20 protein-coding genes, 1 pseudogene and 1 riboswitch are annotated in these 24509 nt (G+C 69.9%); of the genes and pseudogenes, 5 read left to right on the forward strand and 16 right to left on the reverse strand.

The genetic code is table 11. The features are described 5' to 3' along the window. Positions 1–158: 158 nt before the first annotated feature. Both glmU and DL519_RS26400 read left to right on the forward strand, forming a co-directional pair. Positions 159–1676: a bifunctional UDP-N-acetylglucosamine diphosphorylase/glucosamine-1-phosphate N-acetyltransferase GlmU gene (gene glmU / locus DL519_RS26395; RefSeq protein WP_190818745.1), complete on the forward strand. Its 1518-nt coding sequence runs from the start codon at positions 159–161 to the stop codon at positions 1674–1676. Positions 1677–1714: 38 nt separating this feature from the next. After that, entirely contained in the window at positions 1715–2686 is a 972-nt protein-coding gene (locus tag DL519_RS26400; protein ID WP_223840360.1) for a ribose-phosphate diphosphokinase, read from the forward strand. A gap of 248 nt (positions 2687–2934) precedes the next feature. Here DL519_RS26400 and DL519_RS26405 read toward each other — a convergent pair whose 3' ends face one another. After that, entirely contained in the window at positions 2935–3549 is a 615-nt protein-coding gene (locus DL519_RS26405) for a malonic semialdehyde reductase (RefSeq protein WP_190818749.1), read from the reverse strand. Between the two features lie 138 nt (positions 3550–3687). Beyond that, positions 3688–4323, reverse strand: coding sequence for an NAD(P)-dependent oxidoreductase (locus DL519_RS26410; RefSeq protein WP_190818751.1), 636 nt, complete (start codon positions 4321–4323; stop codon positions 3688–3690). 387 nt (positions 4324–4710) lie between these two features. Between DL519_RS26410 and DL519_RS26415 the strand changes: the two genes are divergently transcribed. Together DL519_RS26415 and pth are read left to right on the forward strand one after the other, a co-directional pair. Continuing rightward, positions 4711–5313 carry a 50S ribosomal protein L25/general stress protein Ctc gene (locus DL519_RS26415; RefSeq protein WP_190818753.1) on the forward strand — a complete coding sequence of 201 codons (603 nt, stop codon included), beginning with the start codon at positions 4711–4713 and terminating at the stop codon, positions 5311–5313. Positions 5314–5402: 89 nt separating this feature from the next. Continuing rightward, positions 5403–5978: an aminoacyl-tRNA hydrolase gene (gene pth / locus DL519_RS26420; RefSeq protein ID WP_190818755.1), complete on the forward strand. Its 576-nt coding sequence runs from the start codon at positions 5403–5405 to the stop codon at positions 5976–5978. Between the two features lie 470 nt (positions 5979–6448). On the opposite strand, the gene DL519_RS26425 is transcribed toward pth, so the two are convergent. The 12 genes and pseudogenes from DL519_RS26425 to DL519_RS26480 all read right to left on the reverse strand — a co-directional run bounded on the left by DL519_RS26425 (position 6449) and on the right by DL519_RS26480 (position 22077). After that, positions 6449–8101 (reverse strand): fatty acyl-AMP ligase, encoded by a 1653-nt coding sequence (locus DL519_RS26425; RefSeq protein ID WP_190818756.1) that lies wholly within the window; start codon positions 8099–8101, stop codon positions 6449–6451. Positions 8102–8178: 77 nt separating this feature from the next. After that, positions 8179–9960, reverse strand: a complete 1782-nt coding sequence (locus tag DL519_RS26430; protein ID WP_190818757.1) for an ABC-F family ATP-binding cassette domain-containing protein — start codon at positions 9958–9960, stop codon at positions 8179–8181. A gap of 137 nt (positions 9961–10097) precedes the next feature. Further along, complete coding sequence (locus tag DL519_RS26435; RefSeq protein ID WP_190818758.1) at positions 10098–11054, reverse strand: 4-(cytidine 5'-diphospho)-2-C-methyl-D-erythritol kinase; 957 nt, start codon at positions 11052–11054, stop codon at positions 10098–10100. A 363-nt stretch (positions 11055–11417) separates the two neighbouring features. After that, the gene (locus DL519_RS26440; RefSeq protein WP_190818759.1) at positions 11418–12230 is read right to left on the reverse strand and encodes a MetQ/NlpA family ABC transporter substrate-binding protein; all 813 of its coding nucleotides are present in this window, start codon (positions 12228–12230) and stop codon (positions 11418–11420) included. Positions 12231–12294: 64 nt separating this feature from the next. Next, complete coding sequence (locus DL519_RS26445; protein ID WP_190818760.1) at positions 12295–12978, reverse strand: ABC transporter permease subunit; 684 nt, start codon at positions 12976–12978, stop codon at positions 12295–12297. Next, on the reverse strand, positions 12975–13994 hold the full coding sequence (locus DL519_RS26450) for a methionine ABC transporter ATP-binding protein (RefSeq protein ID WP_190818762.1): 1020 nt from the start codon (positions 13992–13994) through the stop codon (positions 12975–12977). Before DL519_RS26450 ends, DL519_RS26445 begins: the two co-directional genes overlap by 4 nt. A gap of 244 nt (positions 13995–14238) precedes the next feature. Continuing rightward, positions 14239–14326, reverse strand: a riboswitch (SAM riboswitch). 175 nt (positions 14327–14501) lie between these two features. Beyond that, on the reverse strand, positions 14502–15371 hold the full coding sequence (rsmA, locus tag DL519_RS26455) for a 16S rRNA (adenine(1518)-N(6)/adenine(1519)-N(6))-dimethyltransferase RsmA (protein WP_223839576.1): 870 nt from the start codon (positions 15369–15371) through the stop codon (positions 14502–14504). A 121-nt stretch (positions 15372–15492) separates the two neighbouring features. After that, positions 15493–16986: a resuscitation-promoting factor gene (locus DL519_RS26460; protein ID WP_190818765.1), complete on the reverse strand. Its 1494-nt coding sequence runs from the start codon at positions 16984–16986 to the stop codon at positions 15493–15495. 577 nt (positions 16987–17563) lie between these two features. After that, a pseudogene (locus tag DL519_RS26465) lies at positions 17564–17815 on the reverse strand (transglycosylase family protein); the annotation flags it as partial. 282 nt (positions 17816–18097) lie between these two features. Then, positions 18098–18931 (reverse strand): TatD family hydrolase, encoded by an 834-nt coding sequence (locus DL519_RS26470; RefSeq protein ID WP_190818768.1) that lies wholly within the window; start codon positions 18929–18931, stop codon positions 18098–18100. Between the two features lie 80 nt (positions 18932–19011). Then, positions 19012–20805: a methionine--tRNA ligase gene (gene metG, locus DL519_RS26475; protein WP_190818770.1), complete on the reverse strand. Its 1794-nt coding sequence runs from the start codon at positions 20803–20805 to the stop codon at positions 19012–19014. Between the two features lie 246 nt (positions 20806–21051). Further along, positions 21052–22077: a DUF4185 domain-containing protein gene (locus tag DL519_RS26480; RefSeq protein ID WP_190818772.1), complete on the reverse strand. Its 1026-nt coding sequence runs from the start codon at positions 22075–22077 to the stop codon at positions 21052–21054. A gap of 447 nt (positions 22078–22524) precedes the next feature. Here DL519_RS26480 and DL519_RS26485 point away from each other — a divergent pair, with 447 nt between their 5' ends. After that, positions 22525–23832 carry an aminodeoxychorismate synthase component I gene (locus tag DL519_RS26485; protein WP_190818774.1) on the forward strand — a complete coding sequence of 436 codons (1308 nt, stop codon included), beginning with the start codon at positions 22525–22527 and terminating at the stop codon, positions 23830–23832. Positions 23833–23903: 71 nt separating this feature from the next. Here the strand turns inward: DL519_RS26485 and DL519_RS48995 are convergent, their stop codons facing one another. Then, positions 23904–24089, reverse strand: a complete 186-nt coding sequence (locus DL519_RS48995; RefSeq protein ID WP_263399718.1) for a cysteine hydrolase — start codon at positions 24087–24089, stop codon at positions 23904–23906. 8 nt (positions 24090–24097) lie between these two features. After that, positions 24098–24487 (reverse strand): cysteine hydrolase, encoded by a 390-nt coding sequence (locus tag DL519_RS26490; protein ID WP_263399719.1) that lies wholly within the window; start codon positions 24485–24487, stop codon positions 24098–24100. Positions 24488–24509: the final 22 nt, after the last annotated feature.

Consider the following 24509-nt stretch of genomic DNA (forward strand, 5'->3'; position numbering starts at 1 on the left):
GCGGTACCATCACACCCGCCGGACAGGCGCGCAGGGGCACCGGGGCCGAGGGGGCGGCGGGCCGGTTACCCTTCACCCGCTTGGACGCGACAGGCATTGTCGGCCCGACGGCTGATCGACGCCGCCGAGCCGCTTCTAGAGATCAAGGGAGAGCGCTGATGCTCCAGGGCGACACCGCCCAGCCCTCCTCCCGCAGCGATGCGTCTCCGGAAACCGTCAGCACGATCGTGCTCGCCGCTGGCGAGGGCACCAGGATGCGATCGGCGACGCCGAAGGTGCTGCACCGGCTCGCGGGCAGGCCCCTGGTCGAACACGCCGTGCGCGCTGCGGCCGGTGTCGACCCCGATGCGCTGGTGGTCGTGCTGGGGCACGGCCGCGACGCCGTCGCCGAGCACCTGAAAGGCCTGGCCGGCGCCCTCGACCGCCCGATCGGCACCGCGATGCAGGAAGAGCAGCTCGGCACCGGGCACGCGGTCTCGTGCGGACTCTCCGAACTGGCCGACAGCCTCACCGGCACGGTGCTGGTCAGCTACGGCGACGTGCCGCTGCTCGACGGCGACACCCTGCGCGGCCTGCTCGCCGAGCACCGCGACTCCGGCAACGCCGTCACCGTGCTGACCGCGGTGGTCGACGAGCCGACCGGCTACGGCCGGATGCTGCGCGACGCCGACGGCCGGGTGACCGGCATCGTCGAGCAGAAGGACGCCACTCCCGAGCAGGCGGAGATCACCGAGATCAACTCCGGGGTCTACGCCTTCGATGCGGAAGTGCTCACCGACGCGCTCAAGCGGCTGTCCACCGACAACGCCCAGGGCGAGCTCTACCTGACCGACGTCCTGTCGATCGCGCGCGACGACGGCCGCCCGGTCGGCGCCCTGGTCTGCGCCGACCCGTGGCTGGTGGAAGGCATCAACGACCGGGTGCAGCTGGCCCGCCTCGGCGCCGAGCTCAACCGCAGGCTGCTGCTGCGCTGGATGCGCGCGGGCGTCACGATCATCGACCCGAACTCGGTGTGGCTGGACTGCGACGTGGTGCTGGAGCGCGACGTCCTGCTGGAGCCGGGCGTGCAGCTGCGCGGCGGCACCACCGTCGGCGAGGGCGCGACCGTCGGCCCCGACACCACGCTCACCGGCTGCGTGATCCACCCCGGCGCCTCCGTGGTGCGCACCCACGGCGAGGGCGCCGAGATCGGACCGGACGCCAAGGTCGGGCCGTTCGCCTTCCTGCGCCCCGGCACCCGGCTCGGCACGAACGGCAAGATCGGCACCTTCGTCGAGACCAAGAACGCCGCGATCGGCGACGGCACCAAGGTGCCGCACCTGAGCTACGTGGGCGACGCGACGATCGGCGAGCAGAGCAACATCGGCGCCGCCACGGTCTTCGTCAACTACGACGGGGTGGCCAAGCACCACACCGTGATCGGATCACACGCCCGGACCGGCGCGGACAACATGTTCGTCGCCCCGGTCGAGGTCGGCGACGGCGCCTACACCGCCGCCGGCTCCGTGATCACCCAGGATGTCCCGCCAGGGGCGATGGCGGTCGCCCGCGGGAAGCAACGCAACATCGAAGGCTGGGTCGCCAAGCGCCGCCCCGGCACCGCCGCAGACCAGGCCGCACAACAGGCTTTGTCGAAAGCAGAACCAACCGCCAATCCGACGAACGACGCCCGATGATGGACGTCTTACGGGGAGGGACGATGACCGTGAGTGCCATGTCTGCGACCCCGAAGAAGAGCCTCAAGCTCTTCTCCGGTAGCAGTCACCCGGAACTGGCCGAGGAGGTGGCCAAGCAGCTCGACGTAACGGTCACGCCCCAGAGTGCCTACAAGTTCGCCAACGGCGAGATCTTCGTGCGCTACGACGAGTCGGTGCGCGGCTGCGACGCCTTCGTCATCCAGTCGCACTGCAACCCGCTCAACGACGCCATCATGGAACAGCTGATCATGGTGGACGCGCTCAAGCGGGCCAGCGCCAAGCGCATCACCGTGGTCATGCCGTTCTACGGCTACGCGCGCCAGGACAAGAAGCACAAGGGCCGCGAGCCGATCTCGGCGCGGCTGATGGCCGACCTGTTCAAGACCGCCGGCGCGGACCGGATCATGGCGGTGGACCTGCACACCGACCAGATCCAGGGCTTCTTCGACGGCCCGGTGGACCACCTGATGGCCCAGAAGCTGCTGGCCAGCTACATCCGCGACACCTACGCGGGCGACCAGATCACCGTGGTCTCCCCCGACTCCGGCCGGGTCCGGGTGGCGGAGAAGTGGGCCGATGACCTCGGCGGCACGCCGCTGGCGTTCATCCACAAGACCCGCGATCCCAGCAAGCCCAACCAGGTGGTCGCCAACCGCGTCGTCGGTGACGTCGAGGGCCGGCTGTGCGTGCTGGTCGACGACATGATCGACACCGGCGGCACCATCACCAAGGCCACCGAGCAGCTGCTGGCGGCCGGTGCGAAGGACGTCATCATCGCCGCCACCCATGCCGTGCTGTCCGGCCCGGCGGTGGAGCGGCTGTCGTCCTGCGGCGCGAAGGAGGTCGTGCTGACCAACACGCTGCCGATCCCGGAGGAGCGCCGGTTCCCGAACCTCACGGTCCTGTCGATCGCCCCGCTGGTCGCGGAGGCCATCCACCAGGTCTTCGAGGACGGCTCCGTCACCAGCCTCTTCGACGGCCGCGCCTGACCGAGCGAGGTCGAACGGCCACGAACCACGAGCGGCCCCGGTCCACTTCGGACCGGGGCCGCTCGCTGCCTCAAGGCCCCGCAATTTCCATTGAAATCGGACCCTCGATTTCAATGGAAATTGCGTGGTTCCCCACGAAAGGTCGTGGGGTTTCCCACGACCGTTCGGCGTGTCGGTGTCCGACACGCCGACGATCCGCAATTTCCATTGAAATCGGACCTTCGATTTCAATGGAAATTGCGTGGGGATCAGACGGTGGTGACGACCTCGTCGTAGTCGAGGCGGGGTAGGCGGTCGAACCAGGGGTTCTCGCCCGGCTTGCCGATGTTCACGACCACCAGCGACTGCTGCTTGCCCTCCGGGAAGAACTCGGCGTTGATGCCGGCCGCGTCGAACCCGGTCATCGGGCCCGCGGCCAGCCCCGCGGCGCGCACGCCGAGGATGAAGTACGCGATCTGCAGGCTCGCGTTAAGGTTCGCGTGGTTCAGGCGGAGCTCGTCGTTGGCCGCGAACATGTCCTTCACGCCTTCCGCGTGCGGGAACACCCGCGGCAGGTTCTCGTGGAAGTCGGTGTCGGCGGCCAGGATCGCTACCAGCGGGGCCTTCTCGGTCTTGGCCCGGTTGCCCTCCATCAGGTGCGGCAGCAGCCGCTGCCGGCTCTCCTCGGATCGCACCAGCACGATCCGCAGGGGCTGCTGGTTCATCGACGTCGGGGCCCACTTGACCAGGTCGTAGATTGCCTGGACCTGCTCGTCGGTGACGGGCTCGTCGCTGAAGCTGTTGGCTGTGCGGGCGTCGCGGAACAGCAGGTCCTGGGCGTCCGCGCCGAGCACCAGCTGCTCGGTCTGGTCGATCGCGGTCATGAACTAACTCCTGGAGCCGTCGGGTGGGGATCGGGAGGCTCGCACCGGACGGCGCGAGCCCCTCATCTCAACATTATTGAGTCTTCAAGTATTTCAGGACCGGTCTTCTGTGACTGGAATCACCGATCACGAGGCTGCTCAGTAGCCGACCGTGAAGCGCTGCCGCTGGTGCGCGGGCCGCTCCAGCTCGTCGACGAACGCGATCGCGTAGTCGTCGCCGCTGATCGACGAGTCGCCGTCCGCATCGGTCACCAGCACGTCGCCGCCGAGCCGGTAGGACCCGGTCCGCTCGCCCGGAGCGTGGGCACCGAAGTTCGCCGCAGGGCTGACGTAGAACCAGTCCACCCCGGCGGGCGCCTCCTGGAGCGCCGCGAGCACCTCAGCGTGCGCGCCCGCCTCCGGCTTGAACTCGTCCGGGAATTCCGGGGTGTCGATCAACCGCGGGCCGCCATCGACGACCCTAAGGCTGCCGGCACCGCCGACCACGCCGATCCGCAGGCCGCGCCGCGCGGCCGCGGCGAACAGCGTTGGCACCGCGTCGAACAGCTTCGTTCCGTCGGGCATCGGCCGCGCCGGGATCGCCACGATCAGCGCGTCCGCACCCGCAGTCGCGTCGAGCACGAACTTCTCGTCGTGCAGCGAGCCCGCATCCTTCGGCTCGGCCAAGGACTCGACGTGCCGCGCCACGCCGACCACCTCGTGCCCGCGCTGCCGCGCTTCCTGCAGGATCTTGCCGCCGGCGAAGCCGGTGGCGCCGAACAGGACCACTCTCATCGCATCCTCCTTCTGTGCTGGTCACCGACGCTAACCATTAGTTACTGGTGACTTCAACGTGCACTGAGTTCCTGGAGGTAACCATCGAGCTCGGACGCCCGCACCGAACCCCGGGAGCGGCCTGAACCGGGTGGGGTCACCCATGCGAAAACGACTGTGCAAGCACCGTTTAGACTATTCGGGTTGCCTCGGCGAGGTCGGGACGTTCGCCCGGCGTGATCGGCGCGGTGGCACGGTGGTCGCCGACCATTCGGTTGGCGCACTGATGTCGCTCACACCCCGGGTGCCTGTTCGGCACCGCGTCGTAATCACGCCAGTAGCGCGCCCCACCGCCGCAGGCCAGCGACCAATTCACGTTCCGCCCGACGTCATGAGGAGTGCACCACCGTGTCCGAGGTACGTATCGCCGTCGAGCAGCGCACCGAGTTCGGCAAGGGGGCGGCCCGCCGCACCCGCCGCGCCGGCAAGATCCCCGCGGTGCTCTACGGTCATGGCTCCGACCCGAAGCACCTGTCCCTGCCCTCCGTGGAGTTCGCCCGCGCGATCCGCGAGAACGGGCACAACGCGGTGCTGACGCTTGATGTGTCCGGTGGCGACAGCGAGATCGCGCTCACCAAGACCATCACCACGCACCCGATCAAGAACTACATCGAGCACGTCGACCTGCTGCTGGTCAAGCACGGCGAGAAGGTCACCGTCGCGGTTCCGGTCGTGCTCTCCGGCGAGGCCGGCCCCGGCGGCCTGGTCAGCCAGGAGATCACCGAGGTCGAGATCGAGACCGAGGCGCTGCACATCCCCGAGCAGCTGGAGCTGTCGATCGCCGGTGCCGAGATCGGCACCCAGTTCCACGCCTCCGACATCCAGCTGCCCGCGGGCGTGACCCTGCAGTCCGACCCCGAGGCCCTGGTCGTCAACGTCACCGAAGCCGCCTCGGCGATGGCCGAAGAGGCCCCCGCCGAGGCCGCCGAGGGCGGAGCCGAAGAGGCCTGAGCCCCCGACGTCGGGCGCACCGCGCGCTGTCCCCCTCGACCTGAGCGGGACAGCGCGCTGCGTGCCATCTAGAGCAGGAGCTTCTTCCCGTGAGCACTCCGGACTCGGTCGCGCTGATCGCCGGGCTCGGCAACCCCGGTCCGCGCTACGCCGGAAACCGGCACAACATCGGTTTCCTTGTCGCCGACGAGCTCGCCGACCGGATCGGCGGGAAGTTCAAGGCGCACAAGGCCGGTGCCGAGGTCGTCGAGGGACGGTTGGCTGGCGCGCGCGCCGTGCTGGTCAAGCCGCGCTCGTTCATGAACCTCTCCGGCGGCCCGGTGGCCGGCGCGGTGAAGTTCTACAAGGCGCCGCCGGAATCCCTGATCGTGATCCACGACGAGCTCGACCTGCCGTTCGGCACCATCCGGCTCAAGCGCGGTGGCGGCGAGAACGGCCACAACGGGCTGCGCTCGATCAGCAAGTCCCTGGGCACCCGCGACTACGTGCGGGTCCGCTTCGGCATCGGTCGCCCGCCCGGCCGGATGGACCCTGCCGACTACGTCCTGAAGGACTTCTCCGGGACGGAGCGCAAGGAGCTCGCCTACTTCATCGACGTCTGCGCGGACGCGGTGGAAGCTGTGGTCACCAAGGGCCTCGAAGCCGCCCAGAACCAGTTCCACTAAGAGCCTGTTGATGGATGGTCTAGGTGGGTGGTCGCTTAGCGGAACCTGAGAGGTTCCCTGGAGCGTTCGACGCCGTCGACCCTGCGCGGCAAGCGCCGCAGCAGCGGCGACTCCGGTGAAGGTCGCACGTGCCCCTCCTGACGTATGTCCAATACGCGGCGGAGGGGCCGTCCTCGCCAGAAAACCTCTCAGAACCCGCCGATGGTCGTCTTGGCAAGGTGAATGCAAGCGGCTACGCCGCTTCCAAAGGCGCGGACGGCATTCGCCGACAGGCTCTAACACCCGGATCGGCGATTTCACGCGAAATCGCCGCCCCTGCCTGCTTCCAGATCACTGCGACCCGCAGGTGGGTCTTTCCGTGTGAAGGGCACCTTCGTCCCCGCGGAGGCGCTGGCGCGCCGCGGTGTCCTAGGTGCCGGTCGAAGTGCCCTTCACCCATCGCACGAACGGGTTCCGGTCGTCCACATTGGTCAGTTGCTGGGGACCAGGGACGCGGTCGCGGCTCGCTTGAGCTTCCCGGACGGGGTTTTCGGCAGCGAACCCGGAGCCAGCACCACGACCGCCGACGGGCGGACGCCCACGGCGTCGACGATGCGGGCCGCGACCTCCTTGCGCAGCGCCTTCTCCGCGTTCTCGTCGCCCGCCAAGCGCGACTCCAGCACCACCGCGAAGCGTTCGCGGCGGCTCCCGGCCTCCTGCCGGACCGCGGCGGCGTTGCCCGCGCGCACCCCCTCGACCTGGCAGGCGGCCCGCTCGATGTCCACCGGGTAGATGTTGCGGCCGCCCATGATGATCACGTCCTTGCGGCGCCCGCAGATCACCACCTGCCCGTCGACCAGGTACCCCTCGTCCCCGGTGTCCAGCCAGCCGTTTTCGTCCTGTGTGGACAGCGGCCCGTCGACGGTGAGGTAGCCCGGCGTCACCGCCGCGCCCCGGATCCGCAGCCGCCCCACCTGCCGCTCCCTCAGCTGCTGCCCGGCGTCGTCGACGACGTCGACCTCCAGCCCCGGCAGCGGGTGGCCCAGCAGCGCGAACTGCCGCGCCCGCTCGGCATCCTGGGACACAGGCTCCGCGCGGCGCTGCTGCTCCAGCACGTCCGCACCGACGACGTCGACCTCCAAACCCCGGCCCAGCGGGGCAAAGGACACCGCGAGCGTGGCCTCGGCCATCCCGAAGGCGCACACCATGCAGTTCGGGCGGAGTCCGAACCGGGCGCCCTCGTCTGTGAACGACTGCGCCGCCGACGGATCGATGGGTTCGGCGCCGTTGAGCGTGAACCGCAGGCTCGACAGGTCGAAGTCGCCGTCGTCGGCGCGAGCCATCCGGCGGGCCACGATGGCGTAGGCGAAGTTCGGCGCGGCGGTCACGGTCGCGCGGTACCGGCTGATCAGCTCGGGCCACAGCAGCGGCCGGGCCAGGAAGTCCGCCGGGGTGACCTTGACCGCCGACATCCCGATGGCCATCGGCACCGTCAGGCAACCGACCATCCCCATGTCGTGGAACAGCGGCAGCCAGGACACCGCGACGTCGCGCTCGGGAGTGAGATCGACGGCGGCGACCATCGCCCGCAGGTTCGCGTAGAGGTTGCCGTGCGTGATCCGCACCGCCTTGGGCTCGGCGGTGGAGCCGCTGGTCAGCTGCAGCAGGGCCGTCGCGTCCTCGTCGACCGCGACCGGCTCGGCGAGCGGTTCGCCGCCGGTGAGGCCGCCCAGGTCCCGGTAGACGATCGCGCTCTCCTCGAGCACCCCGGCCAACTGCTCGAAAGGAGCGCCCAGCAGCACCAGCCGCGCACCGATCATCTTGAGCACCCGAACGGTGTCCTCGGCCCAGTGCGCGAGGTCCGTGCGCGGCGTGGGCTGGTGCAGCATGGTCACGCTGCCGCCGCCGAGCCACACGGCCTGCACGGCGGGCGCGATCAGCCCCGGATCTGCGGCGAGGATCGCGACGACCCGCCCGGGCCCGAGGTCGTCGCCCAGCGCCCCGGCCATCCGCAGCGCATCGGCATGCACCTCAGCCCACGTCCGGAACCACGGTTGTTCGGGCTCGCCCGTCGTGAGCCCCCGCGCCTGCGCACCGGAGTTCTCCCGGGCGGACGCCACCAGTGTCTCCACGAACCGACTCATGTGACGCAGCTTACGAGCACCGTGATCGGCCGCACAGCGTCCGCCACTCAGGTGGGTGCCGGTCTGCCGACTTCCGGTCAGCCGAACTGGTCGGCGAGTTCCATCCAGCGGGTCTCGATGTCGTCCTTCTCCTGCTGCAGCGCCCGCAGCTCCACGTTCAGCTCAGCCAGCCGCTCCGGCTCCGTCGCGGCCTCCGCAAGCTTCTCGTGCAGGCCCGCCTCGCGCTCCGAGAGCTTGTCGAGCTGGCGCTCGCAGCGCGCGAGCTCCTTGCGCGCCGCGTGCTCCTCCGCGCCGGAGAGCCCTCGCGGCTTCGCCGCATCGGTCGCCTGCTTACCGACGCTGCCTTCGGCGGCGTCCAGCAGCGACTGCCGCCGCTCCAGGTACTCGTCGATACCGCCCGGCAGGTGGGTGAGCCGACCGTCGCCTAACAGCGCGCGCACGCTGTCGCACACCCGCTCCACCAGGTAGCGGTCGTGGGAGACGACCACCAGCGTGCCCGGCCAGCTGTCCAGCAGGTCTTCGAGCTGCTGGAGCGTGTCGATGTCGAGGTCGTTGGTGGGTTCGTCGAGGATCAGCACGTTCGGCTCGGCCATCAGCAGCCTCGCCAGCTGCAGGCGGCGGCGCTCGCCGCCCGAGAGGTCCTCGACGGGCGTCCACTGCCGCCCCTTGCCGAACCCGAAGCGCTCGCCGAGCTGCGACGCGGACAGCTCGTACTTGCCGAGGGTGACCCGCTCGGCGACGTCCTCGATCGCTTCCAGCACCCGCCATTGCCCGGGCAAGTCGTGCAGTTCCTGGGTCAGGTGCGCCAGCCGCACCGTCTTGCCCTCGACGCGCTTGCCCGCGTCGGGTTCGCGTTCCCCGGCGAGCAGCTTGAGCAGCGTGGTCTTGCCGGAGCCGTTGACGCCGACCAGGCCGATCCGGTCGCCGGGGCCGATGCGCCAGGTGACGGCGTCCAGCAGCGCGCGGTCCGCGATCCGGAGGTCGACGTCCTCCAGCTCCAGCACCGTCTTGCCGAGGCGCCGCTTGGCGAACGCGACCAGCTCGACGGTGTCGCGGGGCTCCGGCAGGTCGGCGATCAGCGCCTCGGCGGCCTCCATCCGGTACCGGGGCTTCGAGGTGCGGGCCTTCGCACCGCGCTGCAGCCACGCGAGTTCCTTGCGGGCGAGGTTCTGTCGCTTCTCCTCGGCCTGCTGGGCGATGCGGGCGCGTTCGGCGCGGGCGAAGATCCAGTCGGCGTATCCACCCTCGTACTGCTCGACACGGCCCTGGACGACCTCCCAGGTGCGGTTGCAGACGGTGTCCAGGAACCAGCGGTCGTGGGTGACGATCACCAGCGCACACTTGCGCTCCAGCAGGTGGTCGGCCAGCCAGTGCACGCCTTCGACGTCCAGGTGGTTGGTCGGCTCGTCGAGCACCAGCAGGTCAAGGTCGCGCACCAGCGCGGCGGCCAGCGCGACGCGGCGGCGCTCGCCGCCGGAGAAGTCGGTGACCGGGGTGTCCAGGCCGAGGCGGGTCATGCCGAGGCCGGTAAGCACCGACCGCACGCGCGGGTCGGCGGCCCATTCATGTTCGGCGCTGAAGCCATGAGGGTCGAGCACCGCGTTGCGCACGGTCGAGTCCGCGGGCAGCTCGGTGCGCTGCGTGACCACCGCCATCCGCAGGTCGCGGGACTGGCTGGCCCGGCCGCTGTCGGGTTCGGCGACGCCGGAGAGGACCTCCAGCAGCGTCGTCTTGCCGCCGCCGTTGAGCCCGACGACCCCGATGCGCTCGCCCGCCGAGACGCCCAGCGAAACTTCGTCCAGCAGCGGGCGCACGCCGTAGCTCTTGCTGACCGACTCCAGATTGACCAGGTTCACCATCGGGTGCTCGTCTACTCCATCTACTGCGTTGCATGATCACGGGCTGGGGTCGTCCCGGCGCAGTTTCAAATTGAAACTGCGTCACCGGATGTCCTAGGCGTCCAGTTTCAGCGTCCAGTTTCAATTGAAACTGGACTTCAGGCGTGGACCTGGGGCGGGGTCGGGCGGTGCGCGGGTTCCTCGGAAACGATCCGCGCGCCCGGGACCGGGCCGTGCGCGACGCGGACCGTGCGGCACACCCCCGCGCCGGAGAGCTCGGCCGCCACGTGGACCGCCGCGTCCGCGTCGGTGCAGAGGAAGGCGCAGGTCGGGCCCGAGCCGGACACGATCCCCGCGAGCGCTCCCGCCTGCACGCCCGCGCGCAGCGTGCGCCGCAGCCCGGGCCGCAGCGAGACGGCCGCTGCCTGCAGATCGTTGCCCAGCAGCAGGGCGAGCTGCCGCGGGTCGCCGGACGACAGCGCCTCCAGCAGCGGCTCGACCTCCCCGACCCGGTTCGGCTTCGACTCCGCCCGCAGCCGGTCGAGCTCGGTGTAGACGCCGGGCGTGCCCAAGCCCCGGCGATCCAACGCGATCACCCAGTGGAAGGTGTGCCGGGCCAGCACCGGCACGAGCCGCTCGCCGCGGCCGGTGCCCAGCGCCGTGCCGCCCTGCAGCGAGAACGGGACGTCGCTACCCAGCTTCGCGGCGATCTCGCTGAGCTCGTCGCGGCCCAGCTCCAGCCGCCACAGGTGGTTCAGCGCCAGCAGCGTCGCCGCCGCGTCGGCGCTGCCCCCGGCCATCCCGCCGGCGACCGGGATGCCCTTGCTGATCGACAGCCGCACCCCGGGTTCCTCCGGATCCCGCCCGCTGTGCTCGGCGAGCAGCTGCACGGCCTTCCACGCGAGGTTGCTGGGCCCGGTGGGCACCGAATCCGCGCCCTCGCCGTGCACGTCGATGCCCGGCTCCCCGGCGACCAGCACGGTGACCTCGTCGGTCATCGACAGCGCCTGGAAGACGGTGACCAGCTCGTGGTAGCCGTCCGGGCGCGGGTCACCGACCGACAGGTGCAGGTTCACCTTGGCCGGGACGCGAACGGTGATGGGGGTAGGAACCACGGAGAGCACTCTTAGAGCGTACGTGTCCGCGAAAGCCCACCGCTTGCTTCCCTGCGCCTTTTGGAGCTTTCCAGGCTCGTTTTCCGTAGCGGTGCGGGTGGCGGAACCTCAGACGCCGCCTGGACTGCGGGATCCCCGATTTACGTATGTCCAAATACGCGGCTTCGGGGACTGGCCTCGCCAAGAACCCCGACGGGGTGGGCACAGTCTGAGAACCCGCGGCGGTGCGAGCTGCGAGGGTGGTCTAAGCGGCTGCGCCGCTTCAAAGAACAAGGTCAGGTTCCAGATGGCCACAGAAACGGTGAGGGGCACCCGTGCCCCAGAACTGGGTCAAGGGTGCCCCTCACCTCGGAGAAACTCCGGTCAGGACGCCGGGATGACGGCGACGCCGCCGTACTTCTGGTTGATGAAGTCCTTGACCTGCTGGGAACGCAGCAGCTCGGCGAGCTTAAGGATCCGCGGGTCCTTGGCCAGGGCCGGGGTGGTCACCAGGCCGTTGGCGTACGGGTTGTTCTCCGGGCTCTCCACGGCGATCGGGTTCTGCAGGTTCGCCTTGATCGCGTAGTTGCCGTTGACAACTGCGGCGGCGGCGTCATCGACCGAGCGCGGCAGCTGGTCCGGCGACAGGTCCTTGAGCTGGATGTTCTTGGGGTTCTCGGCGATCGCCGACTCCAGCCGGGTGCCCACCGCTGCCTCCGGCTTGAGCTTGAGCAGGCCGCCCTGCTCCAGCAGCTTCAGCCCGCGGAACTGGTTGGCCGGGTCGTTGGACAGCGTGACCGTCGCGCCGTCCGGGATCTCCTGCAGCGACTTGAACTGCTTGGAGTACACCGCCAGCGGCTCCAGGTGCACCGCCTGGATCCAGACGAAGGCGCCACCGCGCTGCTTGGTGTACTCCTCCAGGTACGGCTGGTGCTGGAAGTAGTTCGCGTCCAGCTCACCGTGCGCGACGGCTTCGTTCGGCCGGTTGTAGTCGTCGAACTTCGTGATCTCGATGCCGATCCCGGCCTGCTGAGCCAAGTTGTCCTTGACGTACTGCAGGATCTCGCCGTGCGGGGTCGGGCTGACCGCGATCCGCAGCGGGGCGTTCGGGTCCTCGGCGGCCGAACTGCCGCCGCTCCCGCACGCGGCCAGCGCCAGGCCGGCCGCGGCCACCAGGGCAGCAAAACGCAAACGCATCAGGGTTTGTCCTTTCTGGACAGAGTGGAAAGGTCCCCGGGCAAGGGGTGGTTTCGGGGGAGTCTCAGCTGGTCGCGGTTCGCCGCCGGTCGACCAGCTTCGCGGTGCGGTCGGTGATCAGCTGCATCGCGAAGGCCAGCACGCCGAGCACGACCACGGATCCCCACAGGATCCGGTCGTCGTAGCCCTGGTAGCCGTCCTGGATCGCGGTCGTGCCCAGCCCGCCGCCGCCGATCGCGCCGGCCATCGCGGCGTAGCCGATCAGCGCCACGGCGGTGACGCCGACCGCGCCGACCAGCGCGGCCCGCGCCTCGCCGAGCAGCACCGTCCACACGATCCGCAGCCGGCTCGATCCAGTCGTGATCGCGGCCTCGACCACGGTGAAGCTGACCTCGCGCAACGCGTTCTGCGTCAACCGCGCGAAGAACGGGACGGCGCCGATGGTCAGCGGCACGATCACCGCGGTGCTGCCGATCGACGTGCCGATCAGCAGCCGGGTGAACGACGCCAGGACCACCAGCAGCACGACGAACGGCACGGACCGCACCACGTCGACGACCACGCCGAGCACCCGGTACAGCGCGGGTTTCGGGCTCAGGCCGACCGGCGAGGTCAGATGCAGCAGCACCCCGAGCGGCAGGCCTCCCAGCACCGCCAGCAGGGTCGACACCAACACCATGTAGAGCGTGTCGATCGTCGCTTCACCAAGTATTCCAAGGACCTCCGACCAGGGGGTCACATCACTCACGCAGCAGCTCCGTCAACGCAAACCGGGGCACGTCGCACATGCGCGTCCCGCTCGACCATCCACTTCAGGGCCGCCTCGGCGCGCTCGCCGCTCAGGCCGATCTTGAACTTCGCTACCGGCGTGTCCCCCAGCCGGGTCAGCCCGCCGCCCAGGATCGCGAGGTCGACCCCGAACTGGCTGGCGGCCTCCGGCAGCAGCGCGCCGACCGCGGCGAAGCCGACCAGCACAACCTCGGCGACGACGTCGTGCCGACCGCCGGCCGGCCTGAACGACTCGGCCTGGTCGGTGTCCGGCAGCAGCGTGGTGCCCACCCGGCTGCCGGGCTCGGCGACCAGGTCGATGACCTTGCCGTGCTCGACGACCCTGCCGTTCTCCAGCACCGCGACGTCGTCGGCGATCTTGCGCACCACGGCCATGTCGTGGGTGACCACCAGCACGGTGACACCCAGTTCAGCGCGGGCGCGGTCCAGCACGGTGAGCACCGAGTCGGTGGTGCCCGGGTCGAGCGCCGAGGTCGGCTCGTCGGCCAACAGCACCGAAGGCTTGGCGGCCAGCGCACGCGCCACCGCGATCCGCTGGCGCTGCCCGCCGGAGAGCTGGTCGGGGTAGACCGTGGCCTTGTCGGTCAGGCCCACGAGGTCCAGCAGCTCGCCGACGCGGGTGCGCCGCTGCGGGCCGCTGATACCGGCCGCTTCCAGCGGCAACGCGACGTTGCCCGCGGCAGTGCGCTGCCGCAGCAGCGAATCTCCTTGCGGCACAACGCCGATCTGCCGGCGCGCGGCGCGAAGGGACTTGCCGCCGAGGGAAACCAGGTCGGTGCCGTCGACGCGGATGGCGCCGCTGTCCGGCTTCTCCAGCAGCGCGATGCACCGGGCCAGGGTGGACTTGCCGGCCCCGCTCGGACCGACCACACCGCACACCGCGCCGGCCGAAACCTCCATCGTCACGCCGTCGAGGGCGCGGACGGTTCCGTTGTTGTACTGGAAAGACTTGGTCAGGTTCTCGACTGTGATCACGATCGGCTCCACATCAGCTCGCGACGGCCGCGCATGCGAAAGGGCGACAGGCCAAGGAACTTCGGAAAGGGAGGAAGGGCTGCGTCACATCTCGCGACGACAGGCGGTGGTGGTGCGGCGCCCGTGGTCGATGACGCGACGCTGCGTCAGCAGCCTCCGGATGTGGTTTCGCCGGGATCGGACCAGCTGGGTCCGGGTCTGACCCGCAAGCGGGCTGGCCGGCAGCGCGTTGGACTCCACAACAACTCCATCGGTCCTGGCGTTAGCACCTGCCCACCGGGTGGTTGCTGCGGCTTCGCGGAGCCAGGTCTCTCGGCCGCTCGGGATGGATTTCCCGAATAGTAGACCCCACTGGCGGATTCCTGCGCAAGTTGATAGTCGTCACTTTCCGAAATCGTTTGCCAAATCACACACCCGGACGAGAGGGAATTTTCCCGGCACACCAGGTGTTATCGGTGACTCCGCGTAGCGAATCGATCTCGGATGGCAAGCGTCCGGACGGGTGGTTCAGCGACCGCTCTCGGTAGCCGCGGCCGCTGCGATGCGCGCGAAATCGCCGATCTCCAACTGCTCGCCGCGGACGGCCGGATCCACCCCAGCGGCCCGGAGAACCTCCTCCGCCCGAGCCGCGGACCCGGCCCAGCCGGACAGCGCGGCGCGCAACGTCTTGCGCCGCTGGGCGAACGCCGCGTCCACCACGCGGAAGACGTCCTGGCGCGGCGCGGTCGACGGCGGCTCGATGCGCCGGAACGACACCAAGCCGGAGTCCACATTGGGCACCGGCCAGAAAACCTTGCGCGGCACCGGACCCGCGCGGCGCACGTCGGCGAACCACGCGGCCTTGGCGCTCGGCACGCCGTAGACGCGGCTGCCCGGCTTGGCGGCCATCCGGTCGGCGACCTCGGACTGCACCATGACCAGGCCGTGCGCCAGGCTCGGCAACTCGGCCAACAGGTGCAGCACCACCGGCACGGCGATGTTGTACGGCAGGTTCGCGACGAGCGCGGTCGGCGGCGCCGGGAAGTCCTCGGCGCGGACCCGCAGCGCGTCGGCCTCGATCACGGTGAGGCGATCGGCCAGCGCCGGGGCGAACTCGGCGGCGGTGCGCGGCAGCCGCGCCGCGAGCACCGGATCGATCTCGACCGCCGTCACGGCGCCCGCAGCGGGCAGCAGCGCGAGGGTCAGCGAGCCCAGGCCGGGGCCGACCTCCAGCACGACGTCGTCGGCGGAGACCGACGCGGCGGACACGATTCGGCGCACGGTGTTCGGGTCGTGCACGAAGTTCTGGCCGAGCTTCTTCGTCGGTCGGATGTCGAGTTCCTCGGCCAGCCGGCGCACATCGGCCGGGCCGAGCAGCGTCGCCTGCTGGTCGTCCACACCGAAAAACTACCCGCGCCCCAACTCACCACCCCGACCAGGTGACGAGGGAGGGGCACCCGTGGCGTCCACGGGTGCCCCTCACCTGACGAAATGGGCCTGGTGATCCCGGCAGGTCAGCTCACAGGCCGAGCTTCGAGGAGCAACCCGGCCAGGCGCCGTAGTCGCCGCCCCGGGCCGCGCGGACCTTCTCCGCCACCGCGATCTGCTGCTCGCGGCTTGCCTGGTGCGGGTACGGCGCGTACTGGTCGCCGCCGTAGGCGTCCCAGGTCGACTTGTTGAACTGCAGGCCGCCGTAGTAGCCGTTGCCGGTGTTGGCCGCCCAGTTCCCGGTGGCCTCGCACTTCGCCAGCTTGTCCCAGACCCCGGAGGTCGGGGGCTGCTTGCCGCCGACCCGCACGACCTTGGGCTGGGCTTCCTTGGTGATCTTCTCGCCGACGGCTTCCCGGCCGGTCTCCTCGCCGTTGCGGGTGTTGACCCGGGTGAACACGATCTTCTCGCCGGGCATGCCGGGGAACTCGACCCGCTCCTCGCCCTTGAACATCGTGTTGTCGACGACCTCCTGCACCGGGGGCTGGACCGGCACGGTCATGTTGATCACCGTGCTGCCCGTGCGGTCGATGCGCACCTCGGCACCGCTGGCGAGCCGCTGGTCGCCGCCGGGCGTGATCGCGTCCTCGGGGCCGAGTTCGAGCTTCTGCTCCCGGACCAGCTCGTCGATGTCGACGGCGGTGGTGGTCAGCTGCCGCGGCTCGTTCGCCCCGTCGATGATGGTGATGTTCTTGCTGGTCTTGACGACCAGGTCCATGCCCTGCTCGGGCACGGCCATGGTGCGGTCGGTGGAGACCCACGCGCCGTCGGCCTGAACGCCTAGCTGGCGCAGCGCCTGGTCCACCGTGACCGAGCGGACCCATTCCTCGCGCTGCTCGCCATCGACGGTCAGCTTCAGCAGCCGTCCGCGGTCGAGGGTGATGGTGTCGCCGTGGCTGACCTTGGCCTGCGGGGAGGGGCTGAGCGCGTCGTGCTGGCCGACGGCGATGCCCTCGTCCTCCAGGACTTCACCGACGGTGCCCTCGTAGGTGCTGATGGTGCGCTCGTGCCCGTCGATCTCGACGGTCACCGACTTGTCCATCGCGGCAGCCGCGCCGCCGGTGCCGGTGAGGGTGAGCAGCACGCCGGCCACCGTGCCCTTGAGAAAGCGCCGCTTCCAGGTGGTGATCGCCTCGACGACTTCCTGCGGCGGGGCGTCGCTCTCCTGGCCCTCCGGCAGCGCGTCCGGGATGACCAGCGGCGGCAAGACGGTGGTCTCGGCGTTGATCAGCCGGATGACCTCGTCGACGTCGATCTCGGCGGTCGCGAGCATGTCCTCGGCGTCCGGGCCGAGCACTTCGTAGATGTCCGCCGGCGTGATCTCGAGCGCGCCCGGCGGGAAGCTCGGGTGGTCCTCGGCCGGGTAGCGCTGCGGCTCCGGGCGGTCCAGGAGTCCGACGGCGGTGTGCTGGTCGGCCTGAACCGGGCTGAACCAGTCCGTCGCAGGTTCGAAGGATTCGGCCCAGTAGCCGTCGTCCGACCGATGGGCATGGCCGGGATAGCTGGGCTCGCCGCGTCCGTTCACAGGGTCGTTACCTCCCGAAGGCGGAAGTCGCGCTCGCACGGTGCGGAACGAGGGCGGCGTCGGGCGAGACCCATGTCGTCGCTCAACTCCCTCGGTCCTGGCGGGCACACAACCTTCGTGCTTCGTGTCTGTATCCGACTCCCGTAGCCAAGCGCCGTCCTCGCCGACCGCGAGCGCCTTTGCCCGTGGCCCGCTTCCCCGACGTACACCGGCGAGACTAACGGGTGTTCCCCATGACTGGTTGTCATCGGTTACGAGGCCGAGACTCTAGCGTGATCAATGGCGGGAGCCAAGAACCCCGACCACACATGTGATCTGCGTTACGACGCCTTGCCGCGCAACCGAGCACGATCAGTAAGCGAGATCGCCCCGCTTTGACCCATACGGGGGTACCGCCAGCGGTCCGTTAACTGGGCCACCGAGCGCGCTGGTGACATATCACACGTCCCCGACACCAGCGGTTTCCATGATCGGCTCGGGCCGGAACATGAGTCCGGCCCGAGCACGCAACGCGCTCGGGCCGGTCCCGCCCTCCCCTCGCCCGTGGGGTCCGGGCCCCCGAGTCGGGTTGATCACCTCACCTCGGCAAGCCCAACTTCCGCGCGCACGCGGGCCAGGCGCCAAATCCGCCGCGGGTGCTGCGCAGCGCTTCCGCGACGACGATCTGCTGCTCCCGCGAGGCCCGGTGCGGATACCGGTTGTACTTGTCGCCGCCGTGGGCCGCCCACGTTCGGCGGTTGAACTGCAGGCCGCCGAAGTAGCCGTTGCCGGTGTTGGCGGCCCAGTTCCCGCCCGACTCGCACCTCGCCAGCCGGTCCCAAACGCCCGCTCGTGCGGCTGGCGGCGCGCTTGGAGACGCCACCACCATCGGCGCGCCACCGCAGACCACGATGCTCGCCACTACCGTCGCCTTCGCGAACAAACCGAACTTCATCGCAATCCTGACTGCCGTGCCTCCGGGCAGGAGGACCTCCGTCCAGCGGGCGAAGTTTCGGGGTTGTCCCCATCCCGGCTTCCAAAGTGGACGGTAGGGACGGCGTCGCGGACCGCAAGCGGGCGCGGCTCAGCACCCGATATCAAAAGACAGCGGGTGAGAACCGGCAGGGCGGGATTACGCCTGATCGAGTCGGAAGACTCGCTCGGCAGTGGCCGTTGTCGCTACGACCAGTTCTTCGAGCGTCATGCCACGGAGTTCGGCGAGATCCCGGAGGGTGTAATTGACGCAGTACGGCTCGTTCGGGCGCCCGCGGAACGGGTGCGGGGTCAGGAACGGCGCGTCGGTCTCCACCACGAACTGCTCGAGCGGCACCAGCTGCGCGGCCTCCCGGAGCGCGTTGGCGTTGCGGAAGGTCGCCGTCCCGGCGAAGGACAGCACGTAGCCGGCGTCCACGCAGGCCCGGGCGAACTCCGCGTCTCCGGAGAAGCAGTGGAAGACCACCGTTTCCGGGGCGCCCTCCGCGGCCAGGATCCGCAGAATGTCCTGGTGCGCCTCGCGGTCGTGGATCATCAGCGGCTTGCCGGCGCGCTTGGCCAGGTCGATGTGCCAGCGGAAGGCCTCCTGCTGCGGCTCCGGCGGCGAGTAGTCCCAGTAGTAGTCGAGCCCGGTCTCACCGACCGCGACGACCCGCGGGTGCTCGACGAGCTGCTCCAGGACCTCGCGGTCGGCGTCGTCGAAGTCCTTGGTCCGGGTGGGGTGCAGCGCCACCGCGGCGAACACCCGGTCGTCCCAAGTGGACGCCTCGACGGCCCACTGCGCGGAGGCGATGTCGTCGGCGACGGTCACCACCCGGCCGACCCCAGCGGCCTGCGCACGGTCGACGATCGCGCGCACCTCGTCGGGCGTCTTCGCACCACACGCGTCGAGGTGGGTGTGCGCGTCGACCGCCGAGGCGGGCAGCGCCTCCGGCACCGGCGGCAACTCCCGCTTCTTGTCACGCTTGCTCATCGCACCTCCCACGTGCATGCGCAATTTCCATTGAAATCGGGGCTCCGATTTCAATGGAAATTGCAACCCACCTCGGTGGGTCAGCTTTCGATCGGGGCCCACTCCGGGCCGGTCTCGCCGAACTTCGGGTCCAGCTTGGCGAACAGCGGCGTCGGCTTCTGCAGCGGCCGCCCGACCTCGATCTCGGTGGACCGCCACGACGCCTGCTCGGCGGCGTAGTCGCCCATCAGCACCGGGTACTCGATGCTCGCGTCGTCCAGGTCGGTGACCTCGCGGATCTCCGGCTGCGCCGACCAGACCCCGGTGCCGCCGAGCAGCTCGTGCACCTTCTGCGCCGAGTGCGGCAGGAAGGGGGTGAGCAGCGTGTTCGCGTCGGAAACCACCTGCAGCGCCGTGTGCAGCACGGCGTCCCGGCGGTCCGGGTCCTCCTTGAGCTTCCACGGCTCCTGGTCGGACAGGTACTTGTTCGCCGCCGACACGACCCGCATGGCCTCCTGCGCGGCGGCTTTGAACCGGGACCGCTGCAGGTGCCCGCCGACGGTGTCGAAAGCGTTGCGGGACAACGCCTTCAGCTCCTCGTCGGCGGCCTGCGGCGCGGTCGGCGCGGGCACCGCACCGTTGTTCTTCGCGGCCATCGAGATGGACCGGTTGACCAGGTTGCCCCACTCGTTGGCCAGCTCGAAGTTGGTGCGCCGGACGAACTCGTCCCACGTGAAGTCGGTGTCCTGGTTCTCCGGCCCGGCGACCGAGATGAAGTACCGCAGGGTGTCCGGGCCGAAGTCGCGGAGGAAGTCCCGCACGTAGATCACGGTGCCGCGGGAAGTGGAGAACTTCGATCCGCTCATGGTGAGGAACTCGCTGGAGACGATCTCGTCCGGCAGGTTCAGCTCGCCGTACGGGCCGACCTCGCCACCGCGGTCGCCCTGGCCGTTGTGGCCCATCAGCAGGGTCGGCCAGATCTGGGCGTGGAAGGTGATGTTGTCCTTGCCCATGAAGTAGTAGCCCTGCGCGGCCGGGTCGGTCCACCACTGCTTCCAGGCGTCCGCGTCACCGGTCCGGCGGGCCCACTCGACGCTGGCCGACAGGTAGCCGATCACCGCGTCGAACCAGACGTAGAACCGCTTCATCGGCTGGTCGCGCCAGCCGTCCAGCGGGATCGGCACGCCCCAGTCGAGGTCCCGGCTGATCGCCCGCGGCCGCATGTCCTCGACCAGGTTCTGGGCGAATTTCAGGACGTTGGGCCGCCAGCCGGTGCGGGTGGACAGCCACTTGCCCAGCGACTCGGTGAACGCCGGCAGGTCCAGGAACAGGTGCTCGGTCTCGACGAACTCCGGCTTCTCGCCGTTGATCCGGGACACCGGGTTGATCAGGTCGGCCGGGTCGAGCTGGTTGCCACAGTTGTCGCACTGGTCGCCGCGCGCGCCGTCGTAACCGCAGATCGGGCAGGTGCCCTCGATGTAGCGGTCGGGCAGCGTGCGGCCGGTGGACGGGCTGATCGCGCCGGTGGTGGTCTTCGGCACGATGTAGCCGTTGCGATGCAGCGCCAGGAAGATCTGCTGGACGACCTGGTAGTGGTTGCCGGTGGTGGTGCGGGTGAACAGGTCGTACGACAGGCCGAGGCCTTGCAGGTCCTCGGCGATCACCCGGTTGTACTTGTCGGCGAGCTGGCGGGTGGTCAGGCCCTCCTTCTCGGCCTGGACCGAGATCGGGGTGCCGTGCTCGTCGGTACCGGACACCATGAGCACCCGGTTGCCCGCCATTCGCTGGTAGCGCGAGAAGACGTCCGAGGGCACACCGAAACCGGAAACGTGGCCGATGTGCCGCGGGCCGTTCGCATAGGGCCAGGCCACAGCGGTCAACACAGAGGCACTCATAGTGGTTAGCCTACGGTTCCGGAGGTCCTGATCTCGAACGGGTTCTGGTTAGTGGAGATGTTCGCGCAGCGCTGCCGTGACCAGGCGTCGAACAACCGGCCCGCCGCGGTAGCGGAACCCCAGAGACCATCTCGGCTGCGGGATCCCCAGGATGTTGGTCGCGTGGCGCGTCCAGAATGATCTGGTGAGTGTTTTTGGGCGTTGCGGCACCCGAAAACGCTCACGGACCGTCAGCGCCCGGACGGATCACGCCAGATCGGCGCGGAAGAAGTCGACGTTGTACGGGCCCCACTGGGTCAGGGTGAAGTAGATCGCCGACCGGTCCACGGCCCACGGATGCTGGAAGCCCCCGTAGAGCGCCGGGTAGTCGGCGCCGGACACGACGACCTCGCCGTCGGTCCACGGCCCGGTGAGATCCGGCGCGGTGCGCAGCACGATCGCCGCCCGGTGCTCGTCGAGGTGCACGGCGAACCACAGGCCGAAGTGCCGGTTGTACTGCACCGAGAGCTCGGCGACTGGGCCCGGCAGCACCGGTTCGGCGGCGAACGGGTCGACGCCCCAGCCCGCCCCGGTCCAGTACTGGTAGGCCGCCGGTTCGAGCAGGTCATCGGCGCCGACGCGGGCGAGGTGCCCCGCGCCGAACCGGCCGCTCGGGGTGCCGAGCAGGTACACGCGGCGGTCCAGGACGCCCGCGAAACCGATCATCTGGAACGGGTGCCCGCCCTGGTCGCGCCGCCGGAACCGGCTCAGCCAGGACTGCCGCCGGTTCGGCCACACCGCCTTCTCGGACTTCGTCCAGGTGGTGCCGCCGTCGTCGGAGTACGCGAGCGCGCCGTAGTTGGTGTGCCACACTCCCGGCGTCCCCCAGTGCCGGACCGACATGTAGTGCAGGTAGTTCCGGCCACCCACCGCGATACCGGAGGTGGGAATCACGGTGTGTTCGGGCACCCCGGTCCGGTCGCCGGGTAGCACCTGCCCTGCCATGCCGTCCTCGCGCTGCAGTACCGAATCGAACTTCAGGCCGGCGTCGAGATCGGTGTTGGTGGACCGGGCGATCACGTTGTACCGCCAGTCGGCATGCCCGGGGCCTGCGCCGTGCCCGCCCCAACCATCGCCGTAGGTGTCGCCGAACGCCGCCAGCACGCCGCCCCGGCGGTCGTCCCACATGATCCCGAGGTCGGTCGCCTGGATGCCGAACCGGCTGGCCGTGCGGTTGCAGGAGTCCTCGCCGGTGATCCTCGTGAGCCTGGTCGCAGAGAGCACGCGCACCATGCCGCCACCGTACGGAACGGCGCCCGGCGTGAACAGTGGCGCACAAGCTCGCGCAGGGGTGGTGTTTCCGCAGGTGGGGGCCGTTTGGGGCGAGGGCACCGCACCGCACTAAAGGGGCTCTGAACAGCGAAAACAGGCGGGTATGGCGATGCGGTCCGCATTGGCATCGCAGCTGGGCTCGCCAGCGGTAGCGTTCGTCCCAGGCTGATCTCAGTCCGGAGCGCGTTTCGCCATTTGTGGGGCACGGCCAGGCGGCACCTCCGCCAGTCCGGTGCTGACGTTCGCGCGGGGTGGGGCTCGTCACGGACAGCACGGCAGCCAGCTTTGGGCGGACGGCTCTGATCAGGAGGAACAGCTGGCCAGGGCGGGGGCGCGCGTGATGGGGCGCGTCCCCGGCAACGCGGATGCCGGTCCGGAGCAGGCGTTGGGCGTGGTCATACTGTCGGCGTGCCGGTCTTCACCCGACCGATTGACGGCGACGCGAGCGCGGCCCAGGTGCTGCGCCGCCTCGCGGCTCGCGCGCGTCGCCGCGGGCTACCGCCGCCGGCGGCGCTGACCGGCGACTGGTTCGGCGGCTCCGCCGTCCTCGCCCCATCCGTGCAGATCGCCGCGACCCCGCCAGAGCTGGCCTTCACCACCCCGGACCTGCCAGGCCCCTCCGGCGACGCGAGCGGCTCGGGCCCGCCAATCAGCCCTGGCCAGGCGGAGCCGGGGGCAGTCGGCGGCGGGTGGATCGGCTACCTCGGCTACGGCCTCACCGACCCCGGGCAGCACACCCGCCCCCGGCGCCTGCCGCTAGCCGCGTGGGGCTGGGCCGATCACGTGCTCCGCCTCGACTCCGACGGGCAGTGGTGGTTCGAGGCGCTCCGCGCCGCAGAACCGGACCTGATCGCAGAGCTCGCCGAGGTGGTCGCCGCAGGCGATCCGCCGACGGCGACCTGGGAGACGGGGCCGGTCGGCAGACCGGACGCCGACCAGCACGGCAAAGCCGTGCGCGGCTGCGTGGAGGAGATCGCCGCAGGCGAGATCTTCCAGGCCAACATCTGCAGCCGGTTCGAGGTGCCGTTCCGCGGCGATCCGCTGGAGGTTTTCGCCGCCGGTAGTGCGCGGTTGCGGCCCGCGCGGGCCGCTTACGTCGCCGGATCGTGGGGCGCGATCGCGTCGTTGTCGCCGGAGTTGTTCCTGGCCCGGCACGGTCGGGTGGTGCGCTCTAGCCCGATCAAGGGCACGTTGCCGCGCCGGGGTCCGCACGAGGACGGCAACGCCGAGCTGCTGCGGTCGTCCACCAAGGACATCGCGGAGAACGTGATGATCGTGGACATGGCGCGCAACGATCTCGGGCGGGTCGCCGAGGTCGGCCGGGTGACGGTGCCCCGGCTGCTGGACGTGCAGCCGCACCCCGGCGTGTGGCACCTGGTGTCGGACGTGCGGGCGGAGGTCCCCGCCGACCTGCCGCACTCGGCGCTGTTGTCGGCGGCGTTCCCACCCGCCTCGGTGACCGGTGCGCCGAAGGTGCGGGCGCTGGAGCTGATCGCGGAGCTGGAGTCGCAGCCGCGCGACGCGTACTGCGGCGCGGTCGGCATGATCTCGCCCGTCGCGGGCATGGAGCTCAACGTGGCCATCCGCACCTTGGAGTACGCCGACGGCGTGCTGCACCTGGGTGTCGGCGGCGGAATCACCGCGGATTCCGACCCGGACCGGGAGTGGCAGGAAGTGCTCACCAAGGCCGCCCCGGTGCTGTCGCTGCTCGAATAGATCCCCGCTGGTGAGTCTTCTGGGCTGCTATCGCTGGCCAAAAGACTCGATGCCCGGATTTGCGGAACGCGTCAGCTGAGCAGGGCCAGGGCCTGTTCCGCGGTGAGGCAGCCCGCCGTCGCCAGGTCGAGGTTCGCCAGGGACGCGCCGTGCATCGCCTCGTCGGCCGCCGCCACGCAGTCGCGCACCACGTGCACGGTGAAACCGAGGTCGGTGCCGTGCCGGGCGGTCTGCTCGACCGTCAGGTTCGTAGCCACGCCCGTGATCAGCAGGGGTCGATGCCCCGGTCGTGCAGCCATGGCACCAGGTCGTTGCCGGCCAGCCCGGAGAGCCGCTGGTTGTCCACCACCCGCCCGTCCGAATCGGACATCTCCGCGATATGCGCGGATCCCGGCGCGTCTGGTCGGAACGCGTCCTGCGCATCGCCGACGGCGCGCATGAACGCCGTGTTGCGTACCAACCCGCCTTCTCCCGGGGGCACCGTGAACCGGGTCAACACCAGCTCGGCCCCCGCCTCGCGGGCCGAGCTGGTGGAAACGCGCGGCCCGCCCGACCACGCCGCTGCGGGCCACCGGCTCCGCGAGCGTCCCGCCGAAGAAGCCTCGGGCTCGATCACGTTGACCTCCCAATGCAGGCCCAGCACTGCACCACGCATCTCGCGATCTTGCCCCGAAACC

This window comes from Saccharopolyspora pogona (assembly GCF_014697215.1).
GTDB lineage: Bacteria > Actinomycetota > Actinomycetes > Mycobacteriales > Pseudonocardiaceae > Saccharopolyspora > Saccharopolyspora hattusasensis.